This is a genomic window from Croceitalea sp. MTPC5, from assembly GCF_036985505.1.
Taxonomy (GTDB): domain Bacteria; phylum Bacteroidota; class Bacteroidia; order Flavobacteriales; family Flavobacteriaceae; genus Croceitalea.
Genome location: NZ_BTGQ01000001.1, coordinates 552326 through 572171, shown reverse-complemented (window position 1 = coordinate 572171; position 19846 = coordinate 552326). Strand labels below are relative to the sequence as shown.

The 19846-nt window shown below is 40.9% G+C and carries 14 protein-coding genes; 8 read left to right on the top strand and 6 right to left on the bottom strand.

Annotated features, from left to right (window positions below; translation table 11 throughout):
* Positions 1 to 68: 68 nt before the first annotated feature.
* Positions 69 to 2240, top strand: a complete 2172-nt coding sequence (locus AACM45_RS02580) for an endonuclease MutS2 (RefSeq protein WP_339140548.1) — start codon at positions 69 to 71, stop codon at positions 2238 to 2240.
* A gap of 127 nt (positions 2241 to 2367) precedes the next feature.
* Complete coding sequence (locus AACM45_RS02575; protein WP_339140546.1) at positions 2368 to 3387, top strand: sugar phosphate isomerase/epimerase family protein; 1020 nt, start codon at positions 2368 to 2370, stop codon at positions 3385 to 3387.
* Positions 3388 to 3470: 83 nt separating this feature from the next.
* Here the strand turns inward: AACM45_RS02575 and AACM45_RS02570 are convergent, their stop codons facing one another.
* Positions 3471 to 5063, bottom strand: a complete 1593-nt coding sequence (locus AACM45_RS02570; RefSeq protein ID WP_339140544.1) for a thiol-activated cytolysin family protein — start codon at positions 5061 to 5063, stop codon at positions 3471 to 3473.
* A gap of 311 nt (positions 5064 to 5374) precedes the next feature.
* On the opposite strand from AACM45_RS02570, the gene AACM45_RS02565 reads away from it, so the two are divergent.
* From AACM45_RS02565 to AACM45_RS02540, 6 genes are all read left to right on the top strand, one after another.
* Positions 5375 to 7270 (top strand): tetratricopeptide repeat protein, encoded by a 1896-nt coding sequence (locus AACM45_RS02565; protein WP_339140542.1) that lies wholly within the window; start codon positions 5375 to 5377, stop codon positions 7268 to 7270.
* Between the two features lie 108 nt (positions 7271 to 7378).
* Positions 7379 to 8191, top strand: coding sequence for a hypothetical protein (locus tag AACM45_RS02560; protein WP_339140539.1), 813 nt, complete (start codon positions 7379 to 7381; stop codon positions 8189 to 8191).
* 261 nt (positions 8192 to 8452) lie between these two features.
* Positions 8453 to 10606 carry a molybdopterin oxidoreductase family protein gene (locus AACM45_RS02555; RefSeq protein ID WP_339140537.1) on the top strand — a complete coding sequence of 718 codons (2154 nt, stop codon included), beginning with the start codon at positions 8453 to 8455 and terminating at the stop codon, positions 10604 to 10606.
* Positions 10603 to 11307 carry a hypothetical protein gene (locus tag AACM45_RS02550; protein ID WP_339140535.1) on the top strand — a complete coding sequence of 235 codons (705 nt, stop codon included), beginning with the start codon at positions 10603 to 10605 and terminating at the stop codon, positions 11305 to 11307. Before AACM45_RS02555 ends, AACM45_RS02550 begins: the two co-directional genes overlap by 4 nt.
* Before the next feature lie 106 nt (positions 11308 to 11413).
* A complete protein-coding gene (locus tag AACM45_RS02545; protein ID WP_339140533.1) occupies positions 11414 to 11821 on the top strand; it encodes a thiol-disulfide oxidoreductase DCC family protein in 408 nt (135 codons plus the stop codon).
* 107 nt (positions 11822 to 11928) lie between these two features.
* Positions 11929 to 14007 carry a mucoidy inhibitor MuiA family protein gene (locus AACM45_RS02540; RefSeq protein WP_339140531.1) on the top strand — a complete coding sequence of 693 codons (2079 nt, stop codon included), beginning with the start codon at positions 11929 to 11931 and terminating at the stop codon, positions 14005 to 14007.
* Positions 14008 to 14124: 117 nt separating this feature from the next.
* Here the strand turns inward: AACM45_RS02540 and AACM45_RS02535 are convergent, their stop codons facing one another.
* The 5 genes from AACM45_RS02535 to aroC form a co-directional block, all read right to left on the bottom strand.
* Positions 14125 to 15297: a flavohemoglobin expression-modulating QEGLA motif protein gene (locus tag AACM45_RS02535; protein ID WP_339140529.1), complete on the bottom strand. Its 1173-nt coding sequence runs from the start codon at positions 15295 to 15297 to the stop codon at positions 14125 to 14127.
* A complete protein-coding gene (locus AACM45_RS02530) occupies positions 15294 to 16118 on the bottom strand; it encodes an N-formylglutamate amidohydrolase (protein WP_339140527.1) in 825 nt (274 codons plus the stop codon). Before AACM45_RS02530 ends, AACM45_RS02535 begins: the two co-directional genes overlap by 4 nt.
* Positions 16111 to 17142 carry a glutathione synthase gene (gene gshB / locus AACM45_RS02525; protein WP_339140525.1) on the bottom strand — a complete coding sequence of 344 codons (1032 nt, stop codon included), beginning with the start codon at positions 17140 to 17142 and terminating at the stop codon, positions 16111 to 16113. The genes AACM45_RS02530 and gshB overlap by 8 nt, the downstream gene beginning before the upstream one ends.
* 19 nt (positions 17143 to 17161) lie before the next feature.
* Complete coding sequence (locus AACM45_RS02520) at positions 17162 to 18487, bottom strand: dicarboxylate/amino acid:cation symporter (RefSeq protein WP_339140523.1); 1326 nt, start codon at positions 18485 to 18487, stop codon at positions 17162 to 17164.
* A gap of 214 nt (positions 18488 to 18701) precedes the next feature.
* Positions 18702 to 19766, bottom strand: coding sequence for a chorismate synthase (gene aroC / locus AACM45_RS02515; RefSeq protein ID WP_339140521.1), 1065 nt, complete (start codon positions 19764 to 19766; stop codon positions 18702 to 18704).
* Between the last annotated feature and the right edge of the window lie 80 nt (positions 19767 to 19846).

Sequence of the window (19846 nt, the reverse complement as noted above, 5' to 3'; positions counted from 1 at the left end):
AACGCATGCATACCGTATAAATGGTAAGCTGTCAGAATACGTATCTTTGCCAGCGCTAGAAAAAGAAAATGCAGCAGATAAACACAAAAACACTTCAAGACTTAGAGTTCCCTACCGTATTGGAGCAACTAAAGGCCCGATGTAATACAGAGTTGGGTAAAGAGGAAGTACTTCATTTAATGCCCTTAGCTGACCAAGGGTCCTTGCTGACCGTTTTAGGACAAACGTCGGAATACCTGGCATCTTTTGCGAATGATAACAGGATCCCCAATCACGGTTTTGATGCGATTACCAAAGAATTGAAGTTATTGAACATCGAAAACACGACTTTAGAGCTTTCCGGTTTTAGAAGGATAGGGGCGTTGTGTAGGCAGGTGACGGTGCATAAAAAATTCTTCAAAAAGTTTAAAGACTATTATCCCCTACTCTTCGCGTATGCCGAATTGTTTGAAGAGAACCTTACCATTCCCAATAGTATTGACAATATCATTGATAAGTTTGGTGAGATCCGCGATGATGCTTCTTTGGATTTGAAACATATCCGTCACCAGATCAACCAAGTACGTGGTAAGATCAACCAAAGCTTTAATGCAGCCATGACCCGCTATCAGACGGCTGATTTTTTAGATGAGATTCGTGAATCGGTTGTGGATAATAGAAGGGTTTTAGCGGTAAAGGCCATGTATCGTAAGAAAGTACGGGGTACCGTAATGGGTGCCTCAAAAACAGGAAGCATCGTTTATATCGTTCCTGAGACCACCTTGCAATTCAGTCAAGAACTCAGTAACCTTGAGTTTGAGGAAAAAGAGGAGATCCAAAGGATACTAAACGCGCTGACCAACGAGATCAGGCCCTATCAAGAATTGTTATCCAATTACCAGCACTATTTTACCCATATTGACATCACTTCTGCTAAGGCAAAGTATGCTGAAGAACTCAATGCTATCCTTCCTGAACTATCTGAAAAACGTCATTTAGTATTGCGTGATGCCTACCATCCACTCTTATATTTAAGCAATAAGTCAAAAAAGGAAAAGACATGGCCCCAGACCATTGAGTTGCATCCTAAAAATCGAATCATTGTCATTTCGGGGCCGAATGCGGGGGGCAAAAGCATTACGTTGAAGACTATCGGGCTGTTACAAGTCATGTTACAAAGCGGTTTGTTGATTCCGGTACATGAACGGAGTAAGGTGTGTTTTTTTGAGAAGATCCTAACTGATATTGGCGACAACCAATCCATTGAAAACCATTTAAGCACCTACAGTTACCGTCTAAAGAACATGAATCAGTTCTTGAAAAAGTGCAACGACAAAACACTTTTTTTGATAGACGAATTTGGCACGGGTTCAGACCCGGAATTAGGGGGTGCCCTGGCCGAGAGTTTTTTAGAGGTCTTTTACGAAAGGGGCGCATATGGCGTCATTACGACGCATTACGCCAATTTAAAGCTTTTGGCCAATGAACTACCACATGCCGCCAATGCGAACATGCGTTTTGACAATAAGACCCTACAGCCTACTTTTCAATTGATTTTGGGTGAAGCAGGCAGCTCATTTACCTTTGAGGTAGCACAGAAAAATGGAATCCCCTACTCACTGATTAATAAGGCCAAAAAAAAGATTGACCGCGGCAAGGTCCGTTTTGATGCGACCATTTCAAAACTACAACAAGAACGTAGTAAAATGGCCAAAACGGGTTCCCGTTTGCAAGATGAGGAAACCAAGGCCCGGGAAGAGGCCAAAAAATTGGAAGCGCTTAACGCCAAGGTCAAATCGAAGTTGGAGAACTACCAAGAGCAGTATGACCACAACCAGCGCATGATATATTTGGGCAATAAATTGAACGATGCCGCCGAAAAGTACTTTTTGGACAATAAAAAGCGGCCGTTGATATCTGAGTTGTTGCGTATTGTGGAAACTGAAAATAGCAAACGCAAAAAGACCACCGCGAAGCAGGCAAAGGCCAAAAAGGCACAAAAGAAGCAGGTTGCCAATGAGCTGGAACAAAAAATAGTCAAGGTCCGTAAAGAAAAGGTCATCAACAAGAAAAAAGCGGCTCAAGCTGAAAAGGCGAAACCAAGACCTGTTTTCAAAGTCGGTGACCGAGTGCGCCTCTTTGACGGAAAAGCTGTAGGAACCATTGATAAGTTGGAAAAAAATAAAGCCGTAGTCAACTATGGCCTATTTACCACGAATGTAAGCGTGGAGCAATTGGATTTGGTCGAAGCCAAAAAATGAACATTGCTTCTTTTAGGACAATTACCTCTTAAATCATAACCAAATTCTGTTGGGAACTTATTATTTTTAACAGAAATACAGAAAACCGTATTTCATAATCGGTGACCAACCCTTAAATCATTTCTTCATGAAACAAAGCACGATCATTACCCTATTAAGTATCATTTTCATCATCTCTTGCCGTACGAAGTCGGCACCTGATTCCGAATCGAATGAAATGACCGAAACGACCCAAGAAGCAGCATCGAAAACACCTGACATTCAAATTTCACTTGCCCAGTGGTCATTTCACAGGGCATTTTTGGGGCCAAAGAAAGAGGGATATTGGGAATGGTTTGTAAAAACGTTGCAAGAATCACCTGATGACATCTTATTGGGGGATGCCGACCCAAGGGATTTTCCAAAGATGGCCGCCGAATTCGGCGTCAACTCCATTGAATTGGTAAACACTTTTTACTACGGAAAAGTCGATGATCAGGCCTTTTGGGACGATTTTAAAAAGCGATGTGAAGAAGCAGGTGTTTCCGTTGGATTGATCATGTGCGATGCATTGGGTAACCTTGGGGATGCGGATGCAGAAACTAGAAAACATGCAGTAGAAAATCACTTTAAATGGGTGGATATCGCTAAGTTTTTAGGTGCTCATTCCATTCGTGTCAATGCGGCGGGAGAAGGAACTGCGGAAGAAGTAGCTGCAAATGCCGTTGATGGGCTCACGCAATTGGGCAAGTATGGCGCTACCCAAGGGATTAATGTTATCGTTGAAAATCATGGAGGATACTCCTCAAATGGAACTTGGTTGGCCGGGGTTATGGCCCAAGTAAATATGGATAATGTAGGCACCCTTCCCGATTTTGGTAATTTCTGTATCGAACGTGGACCGGATGGTTGCCTCGATGAGTATGATCGCTATAAAGGCATGGCTGAGTTAATGCCCTATGCCAAAGGGGTAAGTGCAAAATCACATCATTTTGATGAGCAAGGGAATGAAATCCATACCGATTTCTATAGAATGTTGAAGATTGTAAAAGATTCGGATTTCAAAGGGCATATCGGTATTGAATACGAAGGTGACGGTCTTTCGGAAGAAGATGGAATTGCCGCTACATTGAGTCTTCTAAATAAGGCTATCGATAGCATACATTAAAAGTGAGATAAAAAATAAACAGCCGGCATCAGGTTGTTGAATCTACAACCTGAGCGGCCGACTGCTACCAATATGATTTCTTCTTACTGACAGGTAACCCGCTGTATTTCTAGGCAACATCCTAAAAATCCAGTAGTAGCTCGGTGACAACTATTACTGCTGCTAGTAGTATCCCCTATATCGTATTGATAAATATCAGCTTCATCATCATCTTGCACCCATATTCTGATGTTATATGCCCCATTGGGTGGTTGTATGGTTTTAATTGAACCACTGGTAGTGCTATCCACCCAAAGACCAGCATTTTCCGTTTTATCCAAATCATCTTTGGTAATGGAGCCACCTGACCCCTGCAGCTCATTCTCATAACTCAATGCGAACCTAAAATCACGACCGGTATCATTGATAAAATCAACCGTTCTATGCTGAATACCTTCACTACTGCAAATTTCAGCCTGGTAATTATCCGTATACCCCATCTTGGCAATGGTATTGTCTTTTAAGAAACGTACCGTATACGAAATGGGGGATCCGGGATTATCTCTGCTGTACACCGCATTGGACCCTTGTATGATTGGCGCCAAATCTCCAAAGTCACGGGCTGTAACCGCCTCTGTTGCCACTTCGGCATTACCACCTATGACCACCGTTGTAATACTGGAGTTGGCCAAAATACTCTTCAATGTTGCTTCGCTCTCCACTTCAATGCTATTGTTTTTTCCTGCGGCATATCCTAAGGCAGCTTCTAGCTGAACATCAGTTGATTCATAATTGGTTTCCAATCGGAACATGATGATTCTTCCATAGCTCACTGATTGTATGTATCCCGGAGGTGCACTCGAACTAAAAGTCGAAGCTACATCTTGCGAGCTCAAATTTTCATTGAACACTGCGGTGGGTGAGGCCGGTGGAACCATGGATACTGTATAGAACACTTGTTTGAATACCATATTGGCGACCCTTCTTTCTTTAGTGCTTTGAAAATTGAGTTGTGAGCTAAAGTCAGATGAGGCCCATTCAATATTAATTCCCAATTCCAAACTTACTTGCTTTGAACTATAAGCCGTCTTCTCGCTTGTAAATGAACTTCCTTCATTTACGTAACCTTCATCGTAGGCATTGGCATTCCACCATTCCAGCGCCGTATCAATACCAGCATCTACAGAATTAAAAGTAGGGTTGTCTACAGCTACATTACCATTTTCTCCAATACCTGGTAAATCTACCCTCAAATCAACAGGTGCCCTGCCCAATGTTACTGGAGTGGGAAGTCCACCACGAAGGTCATTATCAATTTTCACCAATGCCCCTGGCCAAATGATACCTGCATTCGGTTTCAAAATGGCAATATCCTCAAAATTCGTTTCTAAACTATAAGTCGTTGTCGTACAATTTGTTGTGACATTGTTTTCAAATTCGGGAGGGGCATCCACGGTATTCGTTGGTACTTTTTGACTGGTAGTGCTTCCTGAACCTACAACTCCTAAAAGCTCGTCGGGATCGTAAGAAAGATTGGCTATAACCTCACTGATGGATTCTTCCCCGACGGGTCCATCATCATCCGAACCTCCAACAGGTTCCATAGAATCATCGCTACTACAGCCAACAATGATGAATAAAATCATAATAGACAAGACCCTTAAGGTAATTTTTAATTGTGATTGATTTGTTTTCATAATTTCTTGGTTTTTAAGATTCAACACCCCAAAACTAGAAGCAGACCGACCTCAGACCTAATTTTGTCCATGGACAAAGTATGGACAGCCTGTATGGATTTTAACAAATCTTGCTATGGACAAGTCACAATTTTAATATGTCCTTATTTTTAGACAAAGTCACTGAAATCAATGTTTAGACGACTATACACGACCTTGTTCCCGCCATATAATTTATGGACTTTTCATGGACAATTGAATTAGAACCGCATCATTTAGGTTTTAATAGTGCGGTTCTATTTAGTACCTTGATCCAATAACACATAACGTTTATGAAAACTAAATTGGCACTACTTTTTTTTAGCTTACTTCAATTCGTTCTCACCTATAGCCAAAATCAAAAGTATATTGATAGCTTAAAAACAGAATTACAAAAAGTATCTACTAATGATTCTGTAAAGGTCGTTTTACTGACTATGCTTCACGAGAATCTTATGTTTTCCAAACCAGAAGTAGCAAAAAAATATGCTGAGCAAGAGATTGATATTTACAACAAAACGGGTTCGGAATTTGCTTATGGCCTGGGAAATTTGCATATCGGAGATTATTTCTACAATAAAAGTATGAACGACACTGCACTATATCATTACCAATTGGCAAAAAAATCCTTTGAGAAAAACAATAAGTCTCGTGGATTAATATTTGTCAATTTTACTTTAGGAGACATTTATAAATCTCAGGGTGACTACGAAAGTGCACTTGAAATTTTTATAAATAGCATCGTAGAAATTGAAAGAAACATAAAAGATGAACCTTATAAAAGTCAATTTCTTGCCTCTTCTCACTTATCTATTGGTTCATGCTATTTTGAAAAAGGAGATTTAAATCTCGCACTCAAAGAATCTATTGTTGCACTCGGTTATTTTGAAAAGATTAAGGATGAACTAAGAACAGCAGATACTTATAAACAAATAGGTGATATAGAGACTAAATTAAATCATCTTACATCTGCTATAGATTATTATAGCAAAGCAATAGAGCTTTATAAAAAAAATGATGATAATATTTATGAAGCGAATACCATAATTTCAATTGGAGCTGTTTATTTGTCACAAGGCAATTTAGTTAAGGCTGAAAGCTTTTATCTCACGGGAATTGATCTTTCAAGAAAATTCAATCTAAAAGGATCCTTATCAAGCGCCTTAAATGATTACGGCCAGATTTTAATCCAAAAAGGAAAATTGAATGAAGCAGAAAATGCCTTGAACGAAGCAAATAATATTGCGACCAAAGAGCAGCTTACTATACAAGCCATTCAATCATTTGAAGGGTTAAGCCAATTAAACTTACAAAGAGGTAATCTTCAAATCGCTCTTAGAAATATTAATAAAGCCATAGATATTGGAACTGGTAGCGGAGTAGTTATTACCCTCCGAGATCTCTACAATGTAAAATCTGAAATACTCGAAAAGGGAGGTGATCATAAAAATGCCATGAGTTTCCTAAGGGAGTCATTTGCTATTCAAGACAGTATAAGTTCAGTCGAAAAGATTAGGCAAGTAGAAGAATTAAAAACAATCTATGAAACCGAAAAAAAAGAGGCTGCAATAGCTTTACAAAAAGAAGAAATCAATACGCTAAATGAAAAAGCCAGGGCGGATAACCTGCAAAAAGGCTTGTATGCCGGTGGAATGGCCTCCGCCCTAGCCCTCTTTGGCCTCTCGGTTTTTGGGTATCGCCAACGAATCAAAAAGAACCGTATCGCCCGCCAAAAACAAGAAGAAATCCTGAAAAATGAAATTGAGCATAAACAAAAAGAGCTAGCCAGTCAAACACTGCATTTGGTACAGAAAAATACCTTTATTCAAGAGTTGATGGAAAATCTAGAGAATGTAAAAAACTCACCCGATAAATTTAAAACGGAGTTTCGGCGAATCGTAATGCTACTTAAAAAAGAGAATGCCTCTGACAAGGATTGGGAAGTTTTTAAAACCTATTTCGCAGAGGTACACAATGACTTTGACCAAAAATTGAAAACCCTTTCTGCTGATATTTCTGAAAAGGAAATCCGCCTTGCGGCATTTTTACGCATGAGTTTGACCACCAAAGAAATTGCCGCCACTTTAAATGTACTACCGGACAGTATCTTAAAGTCAAAATACCGACTCAAAAAGAAATTGGGTCTTGATAAGGAAACTGATTTAAACGGTTTTTTAAATTCGCTGTAGTGCTTGGTGGCTTTGACAAGATGGCATTGTTCGTTTTAAGATAAGTATCTTAAGAAATCGGCATAATTATTGGAACTTCATTTAGGTACAAACCAATACAACACACCCATGACCAAAAAATCAACCGTTCTCATTGGTTGTTTGCTCACTTTTTGTCTGCAAAGCGCCGTAGCATTTCAGCACAATGACCTCGCCAAGAAAAATTTAAAAGGTAAAGTAGAAAAGACCATATCCCATTACTACGAACCTATCCTTAATGGCGAAGGGATTGAAAAAGGGGAAAAGAAAAACACTTTTATTTATGCCTATAATGAGGATGGAAACGAAGTGTTGTATGATGGAGGCCACTATCAAACGATTTCTGAATATAATGAAAAAGGATTCAAGAACAGGCTTTATTTAACGGATGGGGACAAGATATACCAATCGGTAGAAATAGTTGTCGATTCAAATGGCCAACGACGTTCTGAGGTCATCTACGATATCAGAAAAAATATTTTGGGCAAACGGACATATCGGAAAAAGGAAAATCAAGTTGAAATGACGGAGTTTGGCCATACCAATGACACCATCCCAAAAGAGGTCATCATTTATGATCAGCAGGAGAATAAAATCCATAAAGAGAAATACAATCCGCAAGGCGACAAATTATTATCCATAGATTATATGTATGATGGGAGCGGTCGTGTAGTGAGGGAATCCCAATTCAACTTTAAGCCTTGGACGCTTTTTACCGAGACTAAATTTCAATATAATGAAAATGGGGACGTTAGCTATAAAAGAACCTTAAGCAGCCAAAATACGGAAGAATTTAAGTACGATTATGTGTACGATTCAGAACGGAATTGGATTAAAAGAATCAAATATCAAGATAAGAAAGCCATCGAGATCCAAGAGCGCGAAATAGTTTATTTTGATTAGTACCACCAGAGAAATCAAGACTACTTTGCTATGTTACAGATGGCATTTTAAATACTTTTTAGGTTTGGCTTAAAGACCAATAAATCAATAGCGGTCTCCTTAAGATCTTCAACGGAAAAAGGTCTCGCCTGCCTTCCCAAATTCGTCATTCAGACGGGTGCCCAGTCTATCCGTTTGAAATTGCTATAGCTATTACTGACCATAAATTCATTTGTTCGGGCTTTTGGTTTTGATTAGCTTAGAACCATAATTGTCTAAAGTATGGCCATAAAAAACCATTATCGCGTATGCAACCTCTGTGAGGCCATGTGTGGTCTTGAAATAGCGCATGAAGGTGATACGATTATCAGTGTCAAAGGCGATGAAAAAGACCCCTTCAGTAAAGGGAGTATATGCCCCAAAGGCGCACACATTCAAGAGCTTCATGAAAGTCCGGATCGATTAAAAACCCCAGTAAAGAAGAACAAAGAAGGGGGTTGGGATCCAATCTCGTGGGAAGAAGCTTTTGATGAAGTGGGCCGGCGCATTAACAACATTAGGAAAGCGCATGGTGAAAATGCTGTTGGACTTTACTTTGGCAACCCCACGGTTCATAATATGGGTATATTGTTCTATACCAATGAGCTCAAGCGTATTCTGGGGACACACAATGTCTTCACCCCTACCTCAATGGATCAGTTGCCCCATCATGTCATGGCGTATTACCTTTTTGGGCATTCCCTCCGTATTCCGATACCAGACATTGACCATACGGATTATATGATTTTGATCGGGGCCAATCCTGCAGCTTCCAATGGCAGCATTATGAGTGCGGCTGGGGTGACCCAACGCTTAAAAGCGATAAAAAACAGAGGTGGAAAAGTAATTACTTTGGACCCGAGAAAAACAGAAACCTCCCGTTTGGCCAGCGAACACCTCTTTATCCGGCCCGGAGCGGACATTTATTTTCTTATCGGTTTTCTAAAAGTGCTTATTACACATGAAAAAATCAATCCCGGTAGGCTTCAACCCTTTCTTAAAGGGGAAGACACCATTCTGAATTTGGTTGAAAATGCCGATGCTACTCAAATTGCATCCTTGACTGGAATTCCCTCCAGTGTTCTGGAACGCCTGGCCCTAGAGTACGCCGACACACCCAAAGCGGTGTTGTATGGACGAATGGGCATGTCAACACAAGAACATGGCGGGCTGTGCCACTGGTTGATGCAATCCATCAACATCTTAAGTGGCCATTTTGATAGACCGGGCACTACACTGTTCCCCAATCCGGCCGTTCCGTTGATTAAGGAAAAGCATTTCAAGAAAAAACATGGGCGTTGGCATAGTAGGGTCAGTCAAAAACCCGAGTTTCAAGGCGAGTTCCCCGTATCGGTCATGGCCGAAGAACTACAAACCCCTGGAAAGGGTAAGATACGGGCATTGATTACGCATGCGGGTAATCCCGTATTGGCAACCCCCAATGGCAAGGAATTGGAAAAAGGCTTGCAAGAACTGGACTTTATGGTATCCATTGATATCTTTATCAATGAGACCAGTGCTCATGCCGATATCATTTTGCCGCCCGCTTCCCATTTGGAAGTTCCACATTACGATTTGATCTTTAACTTGTTTGCAGTACATAATACCGCGAAGTTTTCCAAACCACTGTTTCCCATTTCCAAAGAACAACGTTATGATTGGCAAATTGCCAAAGCCTTGCTCCTACGCTTTGAAAAAGCATCGCCCAAAAAACTTCCTTGGATATTGAAACGACTTTCTCCGGAACGACTGCTTAATTTAGGGCTGCAACTTGGCCCCTACGGCCGCTTGTCACATCCCAAAAGATGGTTTACCGGCCTTACCCTTGGGAAATTAAAGCGAAATCCCCATGGTTTGGATCTTGGACCGCTTCATTCCCAAATCCCCCAAGTTTTGTTGACCAAAAGCGGAAAGATTGAATTGGACCATGAAGTTTTTGTAAAGCCCTTTACCCAACTTTTAGAAGCACTGCCCGAAAAAAGGGTGGAAAAGGTAAAGGAAAACGAATTTTTACTGATAGGCAGAAGGCATCTGCGTAGCAATAACTCTTGGATGCACAACAGCCCCTCTTTAATGACCGGAAAGAATCGATGTACCGTTATGCTACATCCAGATGATGCCACGCGATTGAACATTTTGAAAAATGACACCGTTTTGGTGCAATCCCGAACGGGACAGTTGCAGATAGCCGCGGAAATCACCCCTAATATCATGCCCGGGGTGGTCAGTATCCCCCATGGATTTGGACATCATCGCAAAGGGACCCGATTACAGGTAGCTTCCAAACATGCGGGAGTTAGCTTAAACGATATCACCGACAATTCAAGAATGGACCCAGTTACCGGCAATGCGGCCTTTTCAGGGCAACCCGTTACGCTTATAAAACAGACTACATGACAAACCAACCTAACATCGAATGTGGGATTTCAGCTACCACAAAGATTTTGATTCGCGGAGTGGACGAAACCGCTGATTTGGAAAATCCCATATATGCCATCAATTGGTTCTATTGCAAACGACCATGGCTCTATGCACTATATACTAAGATAGCTGGTAAAATTGCCCGTGCCAATGGCGCCCAAGCTGTTTTTAAAGGCCAACTAACCGCCACCCTACCTGAGAATGGGGTCAACGAACGCGATACCCTGCTTATAGTGCGCTACCCTTCAGGCCATCATTTCAAGAACTTGGTAGAAAACAAGGTATTCCAGCTAAGCAGTCTCCTACGGAACAAGGCCCTTCAAAAGTTTTCCTTTGGTTTTTCGAAGATGCACCAACTAACGGAGAAGCCGCTTGATGGTAAAACCAACTATCTGCTACAATACTTTGGTTCGGCTCCCAGATCCGCTTCATTTTGGGAGAGTGTAACCGAATTGGCTGCTTCCCATTCTGTAGAACTTTTCTATGGCGGAACCATTCAGGCCAATTTAGTGGTTCAAAAGGAAGAGGAACAAAAAGTGCCTTGTGTGATGGACAGCCTCGTCGTTTTGAGTGGCAATCAAGAGGCTTTAAAAACACTTACCCAATCTGAAGAATATCAAGTACTCCTGGGTAATATGGAGGTGCTTTTTACGGGGTTTCTGAATAGGCAATTGTAATTATTTGTATCATTATCAAATAACCTTTAAAAGAACCCATGGCCCTAGATTCTTAAATCCTTCCTAAAAAATAGGCTTTCCGCATACCCAGTGGTATCTTTACAACGTGGAAGAAGGCAAAAAAATAATCCTTTTTGATGGGGTCTGTAACCTCTGCAACGGCGCTATTCAATTTGTCATCAAGCGCGATAAAAAAGACACCTTTCGGTATGCACCCTTACAAAGTGCGATTGGGGAACAAATGATTGCCGAACGGGGTATTGATACTTCGAAGACCGATTCCATTATCTTGGTAGAACCCGGAGTTTCGTATTACACCAAGTCTGATGCTATATTAGAGATCAGTAGTGAATTTGGTGGCCTTTGGACATTGTTTTCCGTATTTAAATGGCTGCCTACACCAATTCGTAATGGCATTTACGATTTCGTGGCCCGTTACCGCTATCAATGGTTTGGCCGAAAAGATGCCTGTATGATTCCCACCCCCGAGCTACAGGCTAAATTTTTGGGCTGACTAATTCAAATCACCCCTTCCCTAGCCCAATAGGCACGATTGATCATTGTTAATTTTCAAAACAAGTTTTTAAATGGAAGTTTGGTTTAAATTCTAAACTGACCCTCATGAAAAATCTAATAGTATTCGTATTTCTTATTCCCGGCCTTCTTTTGGCCAATGACCTAAAAATTCCTTCTGAAATCAAGAAGGTCACCGTGTATTTAAGCGGCGCTGAAATCACCCGAACGGCTACCTGCCTTTTGAAAGAAGGTTCCAATGAAGTAGTGTTCACAGGGCTTTCCCATAAAATTGATGAAAGTAGCATTCAAGTCTCTGGACTCAATGCCGTTTCCATTCTGTCCATTGCCTATGACATCAATTATTTGAGTGTGCAAAAAAATAGCCCTGAAATTGAAAGGCTTCAAGACAAAATAGAAGCATATGAAATGGAACTTTCAAGGTATAGGAATATTATTTCCGGACTTGAAGAAGAAGAAAAAGTGATTAAAGAAAATAGAACCGTGAACTCTAGATTGAAAGGAATCGATTTGGAAAAAATAATACAAGTTAGTACGTATTACAGAGAGCGTATTACTACTATCAAAAACGAAGTCTTTGAAGCCCATTTAAAGATCAATAAGCTAAATGAAAAAATACGTGCTATACAAAAACAGATGGCTGAATTCAATAATACTCCTGAAAAAGCACAGGGAGAACTTACTTTAAAAGTTGACGTTCCTGTTGCTATAAAGCTATCATTGACCTTGAAATATTTAGTGAACGATGCGGGTTGGATTCCAAACTACGACATCAAATCCAATATGATGAACACCCCGTTAAATCTGGCCTATAAAGCTCATGTTTATCAAAAAACTGGTCAGGACTGGAATAATATAAAACTAATGCTATCTACGGGAAATCCAGAATTCAATATTACAAAACCTAATTTAGGGCCTAAGTATCTAAACTTTACAAACCAGCACAAAACAAAGCCTATTTCTATAAAGAAAAAATCTAAGTATCTATACAATCCAATGGTAAAGCAGATAATCGGTATGGTGACGGATGCAAGTGGTGCAGCTTTACCTGGTGCAAGTGTAAAAATTAAAGGAACATCAAAAACAACTCGGACCGATTTTGATGGCTCATTTAAATTGAATTCAGAAAAAGGACAAGAACTAATAATTTCTTATATCGGTTTTATGACCAAAGAGTTACCTATTTATTCTTCTGTCATGAATATTAGATTAGAAGAAGATACCTCAACATTAGATGAAGTGGTTGTAATAGCTCAAGGGATAAGAAGTGAGAAAAGATCGCTTGGCTATTCCGTAAGTAGCATTGGTTCTGAAAAGGTACTTCGAGGTAAAACACCTGGTATAGATTTAAAGAAGAAATCTAACATCCAAAAAGTATTACGACCTCTATACATCATAGATGGCATTCCTTCTGCTCATTTTGAAGAGGGAGATCTTGATGAAAATGAAATTCAATCTAAGAAAATAGTGGTAGGTGAAGAAGCATCTGCAATCTATGGAACTCGAGGGAGTAACGGTGTTGTAGTCATTACCACCAAAAAGAGTACTTCTAACGAAGGGGCCACCAAAACGGAATTTGCCATCAAAAAATCATATTCCATCCCTTCCGATAACGATATTACCGCAATTGAGATCAATACTTTCAGATTACCAGCGACCTACGAGTACTTTGCGGCCCCTATTATCAATGAAAATGTATTTCTAACGGCTAGTTTTAGCAATTGGGAGCAACACCAACTTTTACCTGGAGAGGCCAACATCTATTTTGAGGGTACTTATGCAGGTAAGACCGTATTAGACCCCTATACCACAAAAAAAGAAATGATACTTTCTTTGGGTATCGACCCGAATATTACCGTTACCCGAGAACAAGAGCGTAACTTTAAGAGTAAATCCTTTACCGGAAGTAACCGTATTTTGGATCGTACCTACAATTTAGAGGTCAAAAACAATAAAGGAATAGCCATTGACTTGAAATTACTGGATCGTATTCCCAAATCACAGCAAAAAGAAATAAAAGTAACCGATATTGTAACGAATACTGCAGATTACGATGTAAAGAAAGGATTGCTTACTTGGAAAATGGAACTACAACCCCAAGAAACCAAAACGGAGAGCTTTTCGTTTCAAGTGAAATATCCTAGAGGCCGTTATATTTCGCTTTAAAAATGTAAGTGTCGTCATTTCGTATTGTCAGACCGACTGCGGTCGAGACCTTATTATATAACCTCTCGACTATAGTTTACACTGAACGAAGTCGATGACCCTTAAGTTGAATTTGTGTTACTTTAAATTATTCAGAATAAAATCCAATGTAGCATTGGTATTCAGTTTTTGTTTGAAAGAGTGGCTTTTGTGTGTAATTGGTTTAACCAAACTTAATGACTTCATATAATTGATAGACTGTTCGTTATCTAATGCTACTTTACCAGTTAATAGAACATCCAAAGGTTCTTCGTTTTGATAGCGCCTGTAGATTTTTCGAAGTCCACTTAGGTACAAGCGGTCTTTGGTAAACCCCCCACCGCGATGTGCGCGGAGTGTTATTGCAAAGGCCTCGTCGCGGTTTAGCTTGTACTGCCCATGAATCAAATCATAGGTATCGGCAAAGGAATAGCCCTTGATCAAGCTGTCTGCTGCCATGACACGATATGCCAGCTCTTTTAAACGCTTAAGGGTCAATGCCCCACCCATATATTCACTAAGCACGGCCAGACCTTCTTGGGTTTCCACATTTTTAGGCAATCCGTTTGAAAAAATGGCCAAGGGCTGTTGTAGTCCATTGTAGGTGGTGACCAAATGAACCCCAATTTCATGATTCGCCAGGGTCAATAGCTGATTTTTACTGAATTTACTGTTCTTTTTTATGAAAAGGGTCTTAGTGGCATTGCTAACCATAGCGTCAGCTGCAATATGCACTGAAAACCGAATGTTCAACGGAAAATCGTATTGCTGCGCAAATTCTTCAAAATAGGTTTTGGCCTCCTCAGGGGAGTACACCTTATCCATATCGGAAGATGTTGGTTCATCTTTGTAATGCAAGATAAACCGGGCATTATCCACATCTTTCTCTGTTGGGGTACCATGCACCCTCAGGGAGTTGTAGTAGAATTTTTTGCCCCTGCCAATAGTTTCGATACATTGGATCATATTGGCGTAGTAATACACCACCTCTTGGTAAAATTTTCTAATGGTATCGTCTTCGATACGTTCTAAGCGCTGCGAAAAAAACAACCGCTGCAACTTGTACGGGTCAAATTTGAGTTTTGGATATTTGAATTCAGGCTCACAAGTGCATTTTGAGGCAAAAAAGCGATGCTTTTCTTTCTCGGTATTCAATGGGTTCACATAGCTTAACAATTCAATACGCTTCACCAATCGATTCAAGTTGGAATCAATATCGAAAAGTGCGGGATATTGCCGTTGCAGCTCGTTTTGTTGTTTTACCGGAATCATAGTTGGGCCAAAAATTCTTCAGTCTGTAAAGGTATCAATTGTTTTAGTCGTTCTTCAACGGTTTTTACCACTTCTGGATAAATAATACCGGTTAACTCATCACAATAGACCTTGGAAATTTCCGTGGCCAGTACCAAAGTGTCCTTAAAGTTCTTGGTGATGTACTTTAAAAAATAACCATTACCCTGAAAGGTATCATTGATCAAGGCCGTCTGTGGAATATCATAAGGGAATTCGATACTCCCCAATTTTGACCGCCACTGCTCAACAATATCACCAAAACGTTGGTTATCAATATTGCTTGTGCCCAAATTCCAAGTGGGTACTTCCCTATCCCATCGTTTCCAATTGTAACTGTGCATATCATACACAATGACTTTATCGTGTAGGGATTCCAGTTTGGCAATAAGCGCATGCACCACTTGGTAGAAATGTTCATGCTTTTGAAGGCTATGGTCTTTTTCTTTTTCAGGAAGTGGGGTTTTCCAAAGCTTTTTACCCCATGCGGTATCAAAAATAGCCGTTTCGGGAGGACGGTTCAAATCGTACTCAAAACGACTGTCACAACCCGCAATTACTATGGGATGTGATCGTACCATTTGTTTGGTACAGGGGTCTTCCTCATACCATCGTTCGTATTCCGTATGCAAACAATTGTCCCAAAGCGATTTTCGGAATTGGTGGCCATCATGGACCGCACCACAGACATAGGGAACGTACTCTTCTATCTTTAACGTAAAGGAATAATCATCGGAAACAGCCTCAAAGGGCTGTTCCATCTCAATTTTTGAAATAATCTGAGCTACGGAAAGCTTAAGCATTCTGTACTTCGTTACGTAGACGTGACCTTCGATTAAAAGCTTCCAGTTTATCTAGGACCTTACTTTCAATAAAATCAATCACCTTGCATTGAATTTTGGTCTTGTACACCTTGTTCATATAGGTAATTCCCCCAGGTGACATTACATTCACCTCGACCAACTTGCCCCCGATAACATCGATACCGACAAAATAAAGGCCATCTTTGACCAATTTGGGGCCAATTTGTTTGCACAGCGCCTTTTCTTGCTTACTTAAACTATGCTTTGCTACGGAACCCCCAGCAGAAACATTGGAACGATGGTCATCATTGCCAGGCACCCTTTTCATGGCGCCAATGGGTTCTCCATTCAATAAAAGAATACGGACATCCCCTTGGTCAGCCCCTTCAATATATTCTTGAAGTATGACATAGTTAGAGGTTCCATCTGAATTAGTTACATAAAAATCCAACAAGGATTTAATGTTGCTCATTGCGGACTTCTCAATCAGAATGACCCCTGAGCCGCCAAAGCCGTTCAGTGGCTTTAAAATCATCTTATCAGCAGCTGATTCCTTGATCTGTCGCACCAAATAATTCTTGTTCTTGGATACGTGGGTAACCGGAATGATATTACTATGACTATCCCCGAAAGCGGCCGTATATAACTTGTTATTGGCCTCTCGTAATCCCTGTAGGGAGTTCACGATGAAGACATCATCCTTTACGGAATCCAAAAAGTTGAGCATTAAGGGATCCAAAGGTGGATTGGCCCTCATGAAAATGACGTCAAAACCAGCTAAAGGCAACATCTCTTCCCGTAAATTGGACTGTTTGTAAAAGGTCTTTAAATTACTGGAGACTTTTTCCATTTTATTGACCACTGTACAAAAAGCGTTGGTAACACTATTGCGAATCGTGAGATTAGCCGGACTGCAAAGTGCCACACCATGCCCCCGTTTTACACATTCATGTATTAAAGCTAGACTCGTGTCGTTTTCAGGGTCGATCTCTTCCCATGGGTACATTAAAAAGCAGATGTTCATGGTTGTTATTTTTGATAATTTACTTTACTTCTTCGTAATGGTCATCCCATTCTTTGATTTTTGGTTTTCCCAATTTACCCACTGATTTGGCCACTACCATGGAAACCGTGGCATCCCCGGTAACATTGACGACCGTCCGGCACATATCCAACGGTCGATCCACTGCGAAAATGAGGGCCAACCCGATGGCCAGTTTGTCGGCAGGAAAACCAATGGTCTCTAAAACGATCACCAACATGACCATACCAGCCCCAGGTACCGCCGCGGAGCCTATAGAGGCCAACAATGCGGTCAAGACAATGGTCAACTGATCACCTAAAGTTAAGTCAAATCCCAGAGCTTGCGAAATAAATACTGCGGCCACACCTTGGTACAGGCTTGTGCCATCCATATTGATGGTAGCCCCTACGGGCAATACAAAACTGGAGACTTCTTTATCGACCCCAATATGTTCTTCCACACGTTCCATCGTAACAGGTAAGGTGGCGGCACTTGAACTTGTGGAAAACGCCAGAAGTTGCGCAGGACTCATCTGTTTTAAAAACCAAAATGGATTTTTCTTGGTCACCGTACCCACTACGATGCCATAAAATACGATCATCAATAGTAACCCGACCACGACCGTAGCGGAATATTTAAGTAAGGCAAGCAATAAATCGGGATCACTCGACGAAACGACTACACCTGCCAAAAGTGCAAAAACGGCATAGGGTGCCGAAAGCATGATCAAATCTACCATTTTAAGCACGACGTCATTTAGGGAGTCAAAAAAATCTTTTAGGGGTTTTGCCCTTTTTTCCCCAATCAATAGCATCGAAATACCTAGAAAAATGGTAAAGAAAATGACTTGCAACATCAAACCGTTATCACTCATCGCCTTTAGGGCATTGTCGGGAACCATATCGACCAAAAATTGAAGTGGTCCGCTACCCTTTTGCTTCATGGCTTCATCCATTTTTTTGGTAACACCCTCAGAACTGGCATACGTATCAGTCAATTTAGTGACCGTTTCTTCAGAAATACCGTTGCCAGGTTGTACGATATTTACCAAAACCAAGCCGATGGTAATCGCAACTACGGTAGTGACGATGTAAATGCCTATGGTTCTTAGACCGATATTTCGAAACTTCGAAATGTCCTTCAAATCAGATATTCCCTTGACCAAGGAGGCTATGATGAGTGGTATGGCGATGAGCTTCAAAAGCTTTACGAAGATAGTCCCTAAGGGCTGTATCCAGTCCCCAACGAATGAAGCGCCCCAATCAAACCCGGTCATCAAAAATCCAAATAGAATACCCAGGACCATCCCAATCAGGATTTTCCAATGAAGTTCAAGTTTACGCATAGTAGAAATTTGCGAGGTAAGATACTATTTAAAGTAAGAAGTTCAAACTCAAGTTCAAATTCAAGTTTAAACTCAAATACAAAAATCGAAAACAAATACAACTTCAAAGATTACGGACCAAGTATTGCATTTATCCTTGTTCCATAAAATTCACGAAATGGGATTTTTTATAATTAGGAAAATAAGAAATTAGAGGTATGCCCTAAATATTGTATCAAACCTTATTTGTTCTGGCCAAAAGGGTATGATCGGCCAAAACCAAGGCCGCCATTGCTTCCACAATCGGTACCGCCCTGGGCACTACACAGGGATCATGCCTGCCCTTACCTTGGGTAGTCACCTTATTTCCATCTTTGTCGATAGTGTCATAGGCCTGTAAAACCGTGGCTACCGGCTTAAACGCGATATTGAAGTAGATATCCATGCCATTACTGATACCGCCTTGTATGCCTCCACTTAAATTGCTACGGGTACTGCCATCACTGTTGTACTGATCGTTGTGTTCGCTGCCCTTCATCTCAACGCCGGCAAATCCGCTACCGTATTCAAAACCTTTGACGGCATTAATGGAAAGCATGGCCTTGCCCAGTTCAGCATGCAATTTATCAAAAACTGGCTCTCCAAGACCGATTGGTACATTTTGAACCACACAACTAATAACACCCCCAATGGTATCACCTTGTTTTTTGATGAATTTAATGTATTCCTCCATTTTAGCTGCCGTAGCGGTATCAGGACATCGAACGGCATTCGATTCAATCGCATCAAAATCCAATTCTTGGTACGGGGTGTCCAATTTCAAGGTACCCACCTGTGAAACAAATGCATGAATGCGTATGTCTGACAAGAACTGTTTGGCAATAGCGCCAGCTACGACTCTACTGGCCGTCTCACGTGCCGAACTGCGCCCGCCACCCCGGTAATCTCGAAACCCGTATTTTTTGTCATATACGTAATCGGCATGTGAGGGGCGATACGAATCTTTAATATGTGAATAGTCCTTCGATTTTTGATTGGTATTGTGAATGGCAAACCCGATAGGGGTTCCTGTGGTTTTTCCTTCAAAAACCCCGGAATAAATTTCCACGGTATCTGGTTCCTTTCGTTGTGTCACAATAGCCGACTGCCCTGGTTTACGTCGGTTGAGCTCATCTTGAATGGCTTTGAGATCCAATGCTATCCCTGCAGGGCAACCATCTAGAACACCACCAAGCGCCCTGCCATGTGATTCACCAAATGTGGTCAGTTTGAAAAGTGTTCCGAACGTGTTGCCAGCCATAGTCTTGTTTTAAAAGTTCTCAAAGGTAAATGTTAATTGTTTTTTAGAAAAGGATATATGCACTTAAGGATTTCTAAACA